We start from the raw sequence: 11734 nt of genomic DNA on the forward strand, positions 1-11734 counted from the left end.
GGTGCCGAAGCGCAGCACCAGCGCCGGGGCCGACCAGGCCCGCCGCCGTGATCTCCGGCACGGCACGCGGCGAGACGGCGGCCGACCGCGAAGGGCCGGGGTCCGGGGGGCGCCCCGGACCCCGGCCCTTCGCCGACGCCTCGTCTCAGCGGTTCTCGCCGGGCACCCACAGCACGTCCCCGACCTCCTTGTTGGCCGTACGGGCCAGGATGAACAGCAGATCCGAGAGCCGGTTGAGATAGGTGGCGGTGAGCGGATTCATGGAGTCCGCGAACTCGCCGAGCGCCGCCCAGGTGGAGCGCTCGGCGCGGCGTACCACCGTGCACGCCTGGTGCAGCAGAGCGGCGCCGGGGGTGCCGCCGGGGAGGATGAAGCTGCGCAGCTTGTCCAGATCCGCCAGGAAGCGGTCGCAGTCCGCCTCCAGCTTGTCGATATAGCTCTGCTCGACGCGCAGCGGCGGATGCGCGGGGTTCTCGACCACCGGGGTGGACAGATCCGCGCCCACATCGAACAGATCGTTCTGGACCCGGACCAGGACCTCGGTGATCTCGGCGGACAGCCCGCCCAGCGCGATGGCCACCCCGATCGCGGCGTTCGCCTCGTTCGCGTCGGCATACGCGGCGATACGGGGATCGGTCTTGGCGGTGCGGCTCATATCCCCGAGGGCGGTGGTGCCGGTGTCCCCGGTACGCGTATAGATGCGGGTGAGATTGACCATGAGGCCGAGCCTACGCGCCGGCCTCAGGCGCCGGCCTGCCGGAACGGGAGCAGCGTGGTGAGCATGCGCAGCGTGGTGGTCTTGCCCGCGCCGTTGGGGCCCAGGAAGCCCAGGATCTCCCCTCGCTCGACGGTCAGATGCCGCGCACGGCCTCCACGGGACCGCGCTTGTCGAGAAGGTGCGGGCGAGCCCGCTCGTCGTGATGACTGCCATGCGCCCAAGAAAAGCAGGGTGACGCCAGATGTGCCGCCCGACGACCCCGAGCCGATGCTGATCGCCGGCCGGCTCTCCTGGGTCGGCAGCGTGACGTTCAACAGCGTGCGGCGCCTCCTCGCCGCCGGAGGCGATCCCGTGGACGTGGCACGGCAGGTGCTCCAGAGGCTGGAGATGGTCAAGTCGCTTCTGGGAGAGCGGACGCTCAACTATGCGGTGAAGAACACACCGTGACGCGCCTTACTAAGGGCTGCCGGGAGGGGTGAACGGACGTTAAGGTCCGGCACATCAACGTCTCGCCATTCGGAAGGGTGTGTGTCGTGGCCAAGAAGCTCGCGGTCATCGGAGCCGGTCTCATGGGGGCCGGTATCGCGCAGGTCTCGGCCCAGGCGGGCTGGGACGTCGTACTGCGCGATGTGACCGACGAAGCGCTGCGGCGCGGCACGGACGGGATCCGGGCCTCGTACGAGAAGTTCGTCGCCAAGGGCAAGCTGGCGGCGGAGGACGCCGAGCGGGCGCTGGAGCGGATCACCACCACCACCGACCTCGACGCAGCCGCCGACGCGGATGTCGTGGTGGAGGCGGTCTTCGAGAAGATCGAGGTCAAGCGGGAGATCTTCCGTACCCTCGACGGGCTGGTGAAGGACGACACGATCCTCGCCTCCAACACCTCCGCCATCCCGATCACCAAGATCGCGTCGGCCACGCAGCGCCCGGAGCGGGTCGTCGGCACGCACTTCTTCTCACCCGTTCCGATGATGCAGCTGTGCGAGCTCGTCCGCGGTTACAAGACGAGCGACGAAACGCTTGCCGCGGCGCGGGAGTTCGCGGAGGGCGTGGGCAAGACCTGTATCGTCGTCAACCGCGACGTCGCGGGCTTCGTCACCACCCGGCTCATCTCGGCACTCGTCGTAGAGGCAGCGAAGCTGTACGAGTCCGGGGTCGCCACGGCCGAGGACATCGACATCGCCTGCAAGCTGGGCTTCGGCCATGCGATGGGGCCCCTCGCGACAGCCGACCTGACCGGCGTGGACATCCTGCTGCACGCCACCGACAACATCTACACCGAGTCTCAGGACGAGAAGTTCGCGCCACCGGAGATCATGCGCCGAATGGTCGACGCGGGTGACATCGGCCGCAAGAGCGGCGTGGGCTTCTACCGCTACTGAGGGCCCCGGAGCCGCGCCAGGCCCAAAAGCTCACCCTCGCGGGTGAATTCGGTATCGGTTCGCTTACAAGCGGCAACTTCGTCGCGTGGGAGACCGTCAGTTCTGTAGACAGAATGGCGCATTGACGACACCGACGCACCGCACAGGGGAGCGCATATGTACATCAGGGGCGACCACGCCGAGCTGGTCGTCGGGGGCCGACTGGATGTCCGGAGCGCGGCGGACGCCCGTACAGCCCTGCACACCGCCGTCGACTCCGGCGGCGGGGATCTCGTACTCGACCTCACCGAGCTGGCCTCCTGGGACGCCACCGGGCTCGGGGTGATCATGGGGGCGCACCGCCGGGCGGGCCGGGCGGGCCGGCGGCTCGTGCTGCGCGGGGTGCCGCCACAGATGCAGCGGCTGCTGGTGGCCACCCGGTTGCACCGCATTCTGGCCATCGAAGGCGGGCTCGAGGCGGAGTCGCTGCCCCGGGTCTGACCCCATCCTTCCCTTGGACACCGGGGCGGCGCGCCCCGGTCCGGGGGCAGTGGATACTGTGTCGAGATCTGGGGTCCGGTACGCGCCGGACATCATCCCTACGGCGGCACCGGACCAGAAGCGCGGAGAGGCCGGGGAGCCACACAGCACGCCACGCATCTGGGGGTCAGGGGCCATGGAGCAGCAGTACCGGGGACCGGAGGATCACGGTCACGACGGCGCGAGCCCTCATCCCGCGGACGAGGCCGCTCCGTCGCGGTCTTCGCGGTCGGCGGCCGACGGCCGCGGCCCCAAGTCCGGGCCCGCCCGCACCGCCAGGATGGTCTCCGGCGACCATCTGCTGACGGTCAACCCCGTCGACGGCAGCGAGATAGAACCCTGCCCGCCCGGGGAGCGCCCCGCCCGGCCCGACCGCCACGGCCCCGAGGAGCGCGCCGAGCTGCGCCGCGCCGCCGCCGCGCCGCGCCCGTCCGGCACCGTAGTGCCCGAACTGCCGATGCTGGAGCGCGACGAGGACCGGGAGCGGCTGGCCCGGCTGCTCGCCCGCGGCCGCTCGGTGCGGGTCACCGGGCCCTCCGGCTCGGGGCGCAGTGTGCTGCTGGATGCCGTCGCCGCCGACTGCGAAGGGCTCGCGCCCGACGGCGTCGTACGGCTCTCCGGCTACCACCGCACCGCCACCGACCTCCTCCACGATCTGTACGCCGCCGTCTACGACGCGCCGCTCTACCGGCCCGACCGGGCGGAGCTGTTGGAGGCGGTCCAGGAGATCGGCGCGGTCGTCCTCCTCGACGACCTCGAATTCGGCGGCACCGCGCTGGACGAGTTCCTCGACGCGACCCCCGAATGCGCCTTCCTGATCTCCGCCACCCCCGATGTCCCGGCGCCCTCCGCCGAGTCCCACCTCGAAGAGGTCTTCCTCTCCGGACTCTCCCGCACGGCCGGTCTGGAGCTGCTGGCGCGGGCCGTACGGCGCCCCCTGGAGGAGGACGAGGCGAGCTTGGCCGCGGACCTGTGGTTCGAGTCCGAGGGGCTGCCGCTGCGCTTCGTCCAGGCGGGGGCGCTGCTGCGGCAGCGGGACGCGCTGCGCGAGGACGCCGCCGGCTCCGCCGCAGAGGTGCCGCTGCCGTCGCTGGCCGAGGCCGCCGCCCCCGCCGCGCTGCTCGCCGGGCGGCTCGGCGAGGCGGCCCGCGACGCCCTGCGGTTCGCGGTCGCGCTCGGCGGCGAATGCCCGCACCAGGCCCATCTGCCCGCGCTCGCCGGGGACACCCACGCGGACGCGGCGCTCGGCGAGCTGCTCGGCTGCGGCCTCGTCACGACCGTAGGGTCGCACTACCGGCTGGCGGTCGGTGTGGCGGCGCAGCTCGCGGACGAGGGTTACGGGGACGAGAGTGCCGGGCGCGCGCACACCGTCGCCCGGCACTACGCCTGGTGGGCCGCCCACCCCTCGGTGGCCCCCGAGCGCGTCGCCGCCGAGGCCGACGCGATCCTCGCCGCGATGACCGCCCTCGTCGCCGGCCGTGAGGCCGGCCACGCCGACACCGCCGTGCTGCTCGCCCGCGCCGCCGCGCCCGCCTTCGCCGCCGGGCTGCACTGGGGCGCCTGGGAGCGCGCCGTACGCCACGGGCAGGAGGCGGCGCGGCTGGCGGGACAGGTCGCCGACGAGGCGTACTTCCACCATGAGCTGGGCGTCCTCGCGCTGTGCACCGGCAATCTGGACCGGGCCCGCGCGGAGCTGGAGGCGTCCATCGGGCTGCGCGGCGTCCTCGCCGACAAGCGCGGCACGGTCGCGGGCCGACGCGCCCTGGCCCTGGTCTCCGACCGCTCGGCCGGCCCGGCCATGTCGGGTGCGTTCGGGGTGAGCGGCGGCCGTACGGCGGCGGGGGAGGAGGCCCCGGCGGCGCGGCGCGAGGAGTCGGCCTCGGCGCCGGGTGCCGTGCCCGGTGCCGTGCCCGGCGGGGTGCCGGACGACACGGAGACGACGATCGTCACGCCGAGGGTGGAGTTGACGACCCCCACGGCCGGCCTCGGCGCGGCGCTCGCAACCCCGAGCGCCCCTTCGGGCACCCCCGGTGGCCCGGGTGGCTCCGGTAGCCCCGCGCAACGGTCGAAGGGGCTGCGCGGTCTGTCGCTGACGTCGCTCAAGTCGCTGAGCGGTGCCCGGCGCAACGCGGCCGCGGCAGCCGCCGGCGCGCTGCTGGTGGCCGTCCTCGGCACGGTGGTGACCCTCGGCGTCACATCGGGCGACGACCCCGGCGGCCCCTCGTCCGACAAGGTCAAGCCCGGTCAGTCGACCTCCCGGCAGGGCGAGGACAAGGATCTGACGGCCGACGAGCCGACGAGCGACCCCAGCCACGCCCCCCAGCCGGGCCTCAGCGGCGTCCCCCAGTCGTCCACATCCTCGACCACCCCGAGCACCGGCGCCCCCAGCGGCTCGACGAGCCCGGGCGACCCGACGTCGACAAGCAGCGGCCCGTCGACGACCGACGATCCGAGCTCCCCGCCGTCCTCGCACTCCCCGACGCACCGCCCGACGCATTCGCCCAAGCCGCCGTCCGGCACCCCGTCGCCCTCGGACAAGCCGACCCCGAGCCCCTCGTCCACGCCGCCCCCGAGCCCCTCCACCACCCCCGGAGGTGGCACCTCCACCACAGCCGGCGCCCCCGCCACGGACACCGCTCCCGCCACGACGACAACGGTCTCCGCGTAGCCCCCTCGGGCAATCCGCCCACACGAACGCGGCTGGTCGGCCCTGGTACCAGCGAGGCGTCGCGACTCGCCGTGGGCGGTTTTTTTGGGGGGGCACCAGGCTCCCGTACTGCGGCCGGTGGGATACCTCCTTCCGCCGCAGCGGCGGGGAGTGGGACGGAGCGGTCCGGCGGCGCCAACCGGCCCATTCGCGCCGGGCCCGGCGCGGTCCGGGTGGCGGGATGTGGTCGCCCGCCGGCGTGGCCGGGGGCGCCGAGCCTCCGTACTACGGGGGGCGACGCCGTGGGGGCGCCGGGCCGGCGGGCCCGGCCCCGTGGGGCTCAGAACAGGCGGAGCTTGTCGTCTTCGATGCCCCGCAGCGCGTTGTAGTCCAGGACCACACACCCGATGCCCCGGTCGGTGGCGAGGACGCGGGCCTGGGGTTTGATTTCCTGGGCCGCGAAGATTCCCTTCACCGGGGCGAGATGCGGGTCCCGGTTGAGGAGCTCCAGATAGCGCGTGAGCTGCTCGACGCCGTCGATTTCGCCGCGCCGCTTGATCTCGATGGCGACGGTCACCCCGTCCGCGTCCCGGCAGAGAATGTCCACGGGGCCAATGGCAGTGGGGTATTCACGCCGAATAAGCGTCCAGCCATCGCCAAGTGTCTCGATACGATCGGCGAGCAGCTCCTGCAGATGGGCCTCGACGCCGTCCTTGATCAATCCGGGGTCGACGCCGAGTTCATGCGAGGAGTCATGGAGGACCTGCTCCATGGTGATGATGAGCTTCTCGCCCGCTTTGTTCACGACCGTCCACACATCGTCATCGCCTTCCTTGAGCGTGCACGGCGGAGACATCCAGTTGAGGGGTTTGTAGGCCCGGTCGTCCGCGTGGATGGACACGCTTCCGTCGGCTTTGACGAGGATCAGGCGGGGTGCCGAGGGAAGGTGGGCCGTGAGACGGCCGGCGTAGTCCACGGAGCAACGGGCGATGACGAGACGCATGGTCGGCAACGCTACTCGACCATCGCCGCTCGACGCGATTCGTCCGGCGATGGGCCCCTCCGGCGGTGGCTGGTTGTGTGCCCACTCTCCTGGTGCGGGCGGAGTGGCCGAATTACCGTTGAAGCCGGCGGTCGCCGGACGGGTACGCTGCGTCGCCGTCCGCCTTTCCATCCCTGAGACCCCGCTCCCGGGGTCGCGAGAGGAGAACCCATGTCGCTCGACGTCTCACCGGCCCTGCTCGAACAGGCCGAGCGAGGCGAGGTCGACGAAGCCGACTTCGTCGACTGCGTCAGGAACTCCCTACCCTTCGCATGGGAGATGATCAGCTCACTGGTGGCCCAGCTGAAGGTGGACGGCGGAGAGTTCGCCGACAACCAGACGCCACCGCCGGACGAGCAGGCACGCGGCCAACTGCTGCGCGCACTGGCGAGTGACGCGATACGCGGCGCGCTGCAGCGCCACTTCGGGGTGCGGCTGGCCTTCCAGAACTGCCACCGGGTAGCGGTCTTCCCGCTGGACGCGTCGGCCGACGAACGCCTGGCCCGCTTCACCTCGGTACGGGGACAGCTGCTGAATCAGTCACCCGAACTCCGGGACTGCTGACGCGATGTCCGCTGCCGCTCCACCAGGGGGAGGTGTATCAGCGCAGGAGCGGCAGCACCTCACCACCCAGCCGGCGCACATTCTCTTCCGTGGCCACGAGATCGCCCGACCCCTCGACCAGCAGCGCGAACCGGCTGATGCCGGTGCGCTCGGCGGTCGCCGCGATCCGGTCGGCGCACAGCCGCGGCGGCCCCACGGGGTGCAGTTCGCACAGCAGCTCCGCGTAACCGATCGGGTCGCGCATCCGGCGCTGCCGCCCGTCGACCGTGACATGGGCGTCAAGGCCCTGCCGTAGCCAGCCGGGCATCGTCTTGGTGAGGGTCTCGGCGGCCGTGGGCCGCGCGTCCGCGATCTGCACCACTCCGGCCGAGACATGCTCCGCGGCCACCGCCGCGACCTCCTCGGGCGAACGGCGCGCGGCGAGCGCGGACGTCCGCCACAGGCCGACCGCCTCGGCCTTCTCCTCGTCCCCCCAGTGCATACCGAGCAGCATGGGCAGCCCGCGCTCGGCGGCGAGCCGCACGCTCCCGGGCGAGGTGCAGGCGACGATCACCGGCGGGGCGCTCGTGGCGCGCTCGCCGAGGGTGTCGTCGGAGCGCGGGACGACCGGGACCTCGCGGAAGGCGAACCGCTCCCCGTCCGCTCCCACCCGGGGCTCGCGCAGCCAGCGCAGCAGCAGATCGAGCGATTCGGGGAAGTCGCGCTCGTACGCCCGCAGGCCCGTGCCGAAGACCTCCAGATCCACCCAGGGGCCGCCGCGGCCCACACCCAGCGTGAACCGGCCACCGGAGACGAGGTGGAGCAGTGCGGCCTGCTCACCCAGTGCGACGGGATGCGCGGTCGGCAGTACGCTCACCGCCGTACCGACGCCTATGGCGCGGGTACGTCCGAGCAGGAGCGCGGCGAGGGTGACCGCGGACGGACAGACGCCGTAGGGCACGAAGTGGTGCTCGGCGAACCAGACCGCGTCCAGCCCGGCCTCCTCGGAGAGCTCGGCGGACCGCACCGCCCGGTGCAGCGCCTCCTCCTGTCCCTGGCCGGGGAATTGAGCGGACAGGATAAAAGCCCCCACATCCATCGCCATCTGCCTCCTTGTCGCGGCTCAGGGGCCGGCTCGTGGGCACCCCCTTATGGGCATTAACGTCTGACACGTGCCAAGGGCACGGCTTGGCAAGACGTTTTCATGATGATCGGAGAGTCGTTGTGGACGACGACTTTCCGGGACCGTGACCCTAACGCGTACGCTGGTCACAGCCAGTAGCTCCCAGTTGTGTCGAGGTGCCCCGTGTCTCCACGCCGAAACCGCCCGCGAGGCGGCGAGAAACCCGTCGGCCGCGAAGGCACAGACCGTTACGGGCTGGAGTCCACGGTGAGCTGGCAGGGCGAGGAGTGGGTGGTGCGTCAGGTGGGCGGCGGGGCCGCCAAGCACTACCGCTGCCCCGGCTGCGACCAGGAGATTCCGCCCGGCGTCCCGCATGTGGTCGCCTGGCAGCACCACACGGGCGCGGACGACCGCCGCCACTGGCACAAGGCCTGCTGGAACGCACGGGACCGCCGGAGCGCCAAGCTCCAGCGGTCCCGTAACGCGCCGAGGTACTGACCGAGTCAGCCGGATGTCACACGTCGCGCTTCTCAAGGAGTGCGAACGCGGCGACCAGCGCCGCCGCCGTGATCGCGGCCAGCACCCCCACCTGCTTCCAGCCGCTGCCCAGGCTGTCGTCGATCTGGAAGAGCGCGGCCAGCGAGTTCGGCGAGGAGAACTCCTGCATCTTCTCGCCGAACTTGTCGAGGCTGCTCGACATCATCAAGAACGCCGGGAGGATCGCCGGCAGCAGCACCACGCCGAGCATCGCGGTGATCGCCCCGGCGGAGTGCCGCAGCATGCTCCCGACCGCGAGCGAGAGCAGCCCGAGCAGCGATACGTACAGCCCCGCGCCGACGGTCGCGCCCATGATCTGCTCGCTGGTCGGCTCCACGACGTCCGGGCCGCTGTGCATCCCCGTGCCGGCCCAGGCCACCAGCGCGAGCGCGGCGGTCGTGGTGACGAGGGAGAGCGAGAAGAAGACCAGCGCCTTGGCGGTCAGCACTCGCGAGCGCTGCGGGGAGGCGGTGAAGGTGGTGCGGATCATCCCGGTGCCGTACTCGGAGGAGACGACGAGCACGCCGAGCGTGACGATGCACAGCTGGCCGAGCAGGGTGCCGAAGAACCCGGGGAGCGTGGGAGGGGTGATGGTGTAGTCGGTGTCGTTGGTTGTCGCCGCCACGAGCAGTCCGATCCCGACGACCAGCGCGATCATGACGCTCAGCGTCCAGATCGTCGAGCGCACCGACTTGATCTTGGTCCACTCGGAGGCGATGGCGTTCCCGAGGTGGGTGCGCCGGACCGGGATCGGCGAGGTGTACGCGCCGACGGTGGCGTACGGCTGGGAGGGGCTGCCGGCCGGGGGGTGCGGCGATGCCTGGTGGGGCATCTGCGGCGGCATGTTCGGCGGCATGTGCGGGGGTGTCTGCGGAGGACCCTGCGGCGGGACGGGCGCCTGGGACTGCCGCTGGTAGGGGGTCGTCATCGGGCGTCCTCGCTGTCGCGCTTGGTCAGATCGGCGGGGGCGGGAGCGGCGGGCGGCTGCGCCGCCGGGGCCGGGGCCTGAGTCGGAGGGATGGCCGGAGCGGCCGGAGGAGCGGCCGGAGCCGCCGGGGGAGTGGCGGGCGGCGTCGCGGGAGCGGCCGGGGCGGCGGGAGCCGGTGCGGCCGGGGTGCCGTGCGGTGCGGCCGGGGTGCCGTGCGGCACGGGCGGGGTGCTGCCGTGCGGTGCGGCCGGCGGTTCGGCGTACCCCGGCAGCACGGTGCCCGGCGGGTAGCCCATGGGCCCCGCGGGCTGTCCCGGGATCGCCGGGCCGTATCCGTACGGACCGCCCGGTCCGCCCTGCGGTCCCGTTCCGGGGACGGGGACCGGCTGCTGCAGCCCGGCCCGCTGATCGACGGTCGAGCGGTAGTCGACCGCGCTCTGCGTCATCCGCATGTACGCCTCTTCGAGCGAGGCCTGGTGCGGGGAGAGCTCCCACAGCCGCACGTCCGCCTCATGGGCCAGATCGCTGATGCGCGGCAGCGGCAGCCCGGTCACCCGCAGGGCGCCGTCCTGCTCCGGCAGCACCTGGCCGCCCGCCTCGCTCAGCGCGGCGGTCAGCTTCTCGCGCCGGCCGGGGTCGCCCTCGGGGGTGCGGACGCGCGCGAAGTCCGCCGAGTTGTAGGAGATGAAGTCCCGGACGCTCATATCGGCGAGCAGCTGACCGCGCCCGATCACGATCAGATGGTCGGCGGTGAGCGCCATTTCGCTCATCAGATGGCTGGAGACGAAGACGGTGCGGCCTTCGGAGGCCAGCTGCTTCATCAGGTTACGGACCCACAGGATGCCCTCGGGGTCAAGGCCGTTGACGGGCTCGTCGAAGAGCAGCACCTGCGGATCGCCGAGCAGCGCGGCCGCGATGCCCAGGCGCTGCCCCATGCCGAGCGAGAACCCCTTGGACCGCTTGCGCGCGACGCTCTGCAGCCCGACCACGCCCAGCACCTCGTCGACCCGGCGGGCCGGAATGCCGGACAGCTGGGCGAGGCAGAGCAGATGCTGACGCGCGCTGCGCCCGCCGTGCACGGCCTTGGCGTCGAGGAGCGCGCCCACCTGGCGCGGGGCGTTGGGGAGTCGGCGGAAGGGATAGCCACCGACCGTGACATGGCCGGCGGTGGGCTCGTCGAGGCCCAGGATCATGCGCATCGTCGTCGACTTGCCGGATCCGTTGGGCCCCAGAAAGCCGGTGACGGCACCCGGCCTCACCTGGAACGACAGGTTGTACACGGCTGTCTTGGCGCCGTAGCGCTTCGTCAGGCCGACTGCCTCGATCATTCTCCGCCCCTCGCGCAATGGTCGGGGCGCTTGCCCCCGTGAGAGTTAGGAGCTTAACGGGGCGTTGACGGTTCCCCTTACCGGAGGGCTGAGAGCACATCGTAACCACGGGGCTCCGCGGGCCCGGTGGTCTCGTCCTCCAGATAGCGCAGGAACGCGGGCTGCGGCAGCGCCCAGCCCTCGTCCTGGAAGACCTGGGTGCCCTCCTTCCGGATCGTCGGGTCGGCGCCCGCGCGGCTGACCCAGGTGTGCGGGTCCGGGCCGAGGAGTGCGCGCAGACGCCGGGAGGCGGCGAGCAGACGGGTCAGCAGGGCGCTCTGGTCCCCGCCGCCGGGGAGGGGGGTCGCGGTCGCGGTGGCGTCGGGGGACAGGAGTACTCCGCGTACGCCGACGTAGAGATACCCGCCGCCGAGCCGCTCGCCGGACGGCAGGACCATCGGGAAGTCCGCGCCGGGCAGCAGTATGCGCCGGTAGTTGGGGTGCTCGGTGGCGTCCACGGCCCGCAGCTGGGCCGCGTCGAGCCAGCTGACGACGAGCGGGGTGCGGGTGCCCGGCGCCGTGTACGGGGCGGAGGCGACGTATCCGTACCGTCCGATGTGCGCGGAGCAGCCGACCGCGATGCCGTCCACCTCCACGGGGACCATGGGAACGACGGCCGGGCGGTCCGGGCGGGTCAGCTTGTGGTGGAGCTGGGCGGGCGAGGCGTTGGAGCCGACCGCGATGACGGGGTGGCGCTCCCCGGTGGGTGCCTGGCCGAGCCGGGTCAGCAGGGCGTCGAGGGGCTCGCGGGACGGTCCGCCGGCCGGCCAGGTGCCGAGGCGGCCCGGTGCGGGCTCCAGGTCCCACAGCTCGCCGCCGATGAGGAGGGTGGGGGCGGTGACGGGGCGGCCGGGGTAGGTGAGGGGCCGGGCGGCGGGCACGTCGGCGAACCCGAGGGCGGCGAGGCTGCGATCGTCCACGCTGGTGA

General features: G+C 72.4%; 12 protein-coding genes and 1 pseudogene. 6 read left to right on the plus strand and 7 right to left on the minus strand.

Features of this window, described 5'->3' with window-relative positions; genetic code table 11:
* Window positions 1–145: 145 nt before the first annotated feature.
* Together ABZS71_RS01600 and ABZS71_RS01605 are read right to left on the minus strand one after the other, a co-directional pair.
* A complete protein-coding gene (locus ABZS71_RS01600; protein ID WP_356206614.1) occupies window positions 146–718 on the minus strand; it encodes a cob(I)yrinic acid a,c-diamide adenosyltransferase in 573 nt (190 codons plus the stop codon).
* A gap of 47 nt (window positions 719–765) precedes the next feature.
* Window positions 766–931: pseudogene (locus ABZS71_RS01605) on the minus strand (ATP-binding cassette domain-containing protein); the annotation flags it as partial.
* An 18-nt stretch (window positions 932–949) separates the two neighbouring features.
* On the opposite strand from ABZS71_RS01605, the gene ABZS71_RS01610 reads away from it, so the two are divergent.
* The 4 genes from ABZS71_RS01610 to ABZS71_RS01625 all read left to right on the plus strand — a co-directional run bounded on the left by ABZS71_RS01610 (window position 950) and on the right by ABZS71_RS01625 (window position 5287).
* Complete coding sequence (locus ABZS71_RS01610; RefSeq protein WP_356206616.1) at window positions 950–1165, plus strand: hypothetical protein; 216 nt, start codon at window positions 950–952, stop codon at window positions 1163–1165.
* 86 nt (window positions 1166–1251) lie between these two features.
* The gene (locus ABZS71_RS01615; protein ID WP_355846593.1) at window positions 1252–2100 is read left to right on the plus strand and encodes a 3-hydroxyacyl-CoA dehydrogenase family protein; all 849 of its coding nucleotides are present in this window, start codon (window positions 1252–1254) and stop codon (window positions 2098–2100) included.
* Between the two features lie 156 nt (window positions 2101–2256).
* Window positions 2257–2580 (plus strand): STAS domain-containing protein, encoded by a 324-nt coding sequence (locus ABZS71_RS01620; protein ID WP_355846596.1) that lies wholly within the window; start codon window positions 2257–2259, stop codon window positions 2578–2580.
* Between the two features lie 175 nt (window positions 2581–2755).
* The gene (locus ABZS71_RS01625) at window positions 2756–5287 is read left to right on the plus strand and encodes an ATP-binding protein (RefSeq protein WP_356206619.1); all 2532 of its coding nucleotides are present in this window, start codon (window positions 2756–2758) and stop codon (window positions 5285–5287) included.
* Between the two features lie 319 nt (window positions 5288–5606).
* On the opposite strand, the gene nucS is transcribed toward ABZS71_RS01625, so the two are convergent.
* Window positions 5607–6269 carry an endonuclease NucS gene (gene nucS / locus ABZS71_RS01630; RefSeq protein WP_355846602.1) on the minus strand — a complete coding sequence of 221 codons (663 nt, stop codon included), beginning with the start codon at window positions 6267–6269 and terminating at the stop codon, window positions 5607–5609.
* A gap of 210 nt (window positions 6270–6479) precedes the next feature.
* Between nucS and ABZS71_RS01635 the strand changes: the two genes are divergently transcribed.
* A complete protein-coding gene (locus tag ABZS71_RS01635; protein ID WP_355846605.1) occupies window positions 6480–6872 on the plus strand; it encodes an SCO5389 family protein in 393 nt (130 codons plus the stop codon).
* 37 nt (window positions 6873–6909) lie between these two features.
* Here the strand turns inward: ABZS71_RS01635 and ABZS71_RS01640 are convergent, their stop codons facing one another.
* Window positions 6910–7950 (minus strand): LLM class flavin-dependent oxidoreductase, encoded by a 1041-nt coding sequence (locus ABZS71_RS01640; protein WP_356206853.1) that lies wholly within the window; start codon window positions 7948–7950, stop codon window positions 6910–6912.
* A 207-nt stretch (window positions 7951–8157) separates the two neighbouring features.
* Between ABZS71_RS01640 and ABZS71_RS01645 the strand changes: the two genes are divergently transcribed.
* Window positions 8158–8472, plus strand: a complete 315-nt coding sequence (locus tag ABZS71_RS01645) for an ATP/GTP-binding protein (protein ID WP_355846608.1) — start codon at window positions 8158–8160, stop codon at window positions 8470–8472.
* Between the two features lie 16 nt (window positions 8473–8488).
* On the opposite strand, the gene ABZS71_RS01650 is transcribed toward ABZS71_RS01645, so the two are convergent.
* The 3 genes from ABZS71_RS01650 to ABZS71_RS01660 all read right to left on the minus strand — a co-directional run bounded on the left by ABZS71_RS01650 (window position 8489) and on the right by ABZS71_RS01660 (window position 11726).
* The gene (locus tag ABZS71_RS01650; RefSeq protein ID WP_356206622.1) at window positions 8489–9439 is read right to left on the minus strand and encodes an ABC transporter permease; all 951 of its coding nucleotides are present in this window, start codon (window positions 9437–9439) and stop codon (window positions 8489–8491) included.
* A complete protein-coding gene (locus ABZS71_RS01655) occupies window positions 9436–10767 on the minus strand; it encodes an ATP-binding cassette domain-containing protein (protein ID WP_356206625.1) in 1332 nt (443 codons plus the stop codon). The genes ABZS71_RS01650 and ABZS71_RS01655 overlap by 4 nt, the downstream gene beginning before the upstream one ends.
* 77 nt (window positions 10768–10844) lie before the next feature.
* A complete protein-coding gene (locus tag ABZS71_RS01660) occupies window positions 10845–11726 on the minus strand; it encodes a hypothetical protein (RefSeq protein ID WP_356206628.1) in 882 nt (293 codons plus the stop codon).
* Between the last annotated feature and the right edge of the window lie 8 nt (window positions 11727–11734).

Origin of the sequence: Streptomyces sp. NPDC005393 (genome assembly GCF_040606675.1) — a bacterium.
Lineage (GTDB): Bacteria > Actinomycetota > Actinomycetes > Streptomycetales > Streptomycetaceae > Streptomyces.

Bases quoted from the DNA above. Each gene is read 5' to 3' on its own strand.
- nucS (WP_355846602.1), bottom strand. From the start codon at position 6,269: ATGCGTCTCGTCATCGCCCGTTGCTCCGTGGACTACGCCGGCCGTCTC.
- ABZS71_RS01625 (WP_356206619.1), top strand. From the start codon at position 2,756: ATGGAGCAGCAGTACCGGGGACCGGAGGATCACGGTCACGACGGCGCG.
- ABZS71_RS01620 (WP_355846596.1), top strand. From the start codon at position 2,257: ATGTACATCAGGGGCGACCACGCCGAGCTGGTCGTCGGGGGCCGACTG.
- ABZS71_RS01640 (WP_356206853.1), bottom strand. From the start codon at position 7,950: ATGGATGTGGGGGCTTTTATCCTGTCCGCTCAATTCCCCGGCCAGGGA.
- ABZS71_RS01600 (WP_356206614.1), bottom strand. From the start codon at position 718: ATGGTCAATCTCACCCGCATCTATACGCGTACCGGGGACACCGGCACC.
- ABZS71_RS01635 (WP_355846605.1), top strand. From the start codon at position 6,480: ATGTCGCTCGACGTCTCACCGGCCCTGCTCGAACAGGCCGAGCGAGGC.
- ABZS71_RS01650 (WP_356206622.1), bottom strand. From the start codon at position 9,439: ATGACGACCCCCTACCAGCGGCAGTCCCAGGCGCCCGTCCCGCCGCAG.
- ABZS71_RS01655 (WP_356206625.1), bottom strand. From the start codon at position 10,767: ATGATCGAGGCAGTCGGCCTGACGAAGCGCTACGGCGCCAAGACAGCC.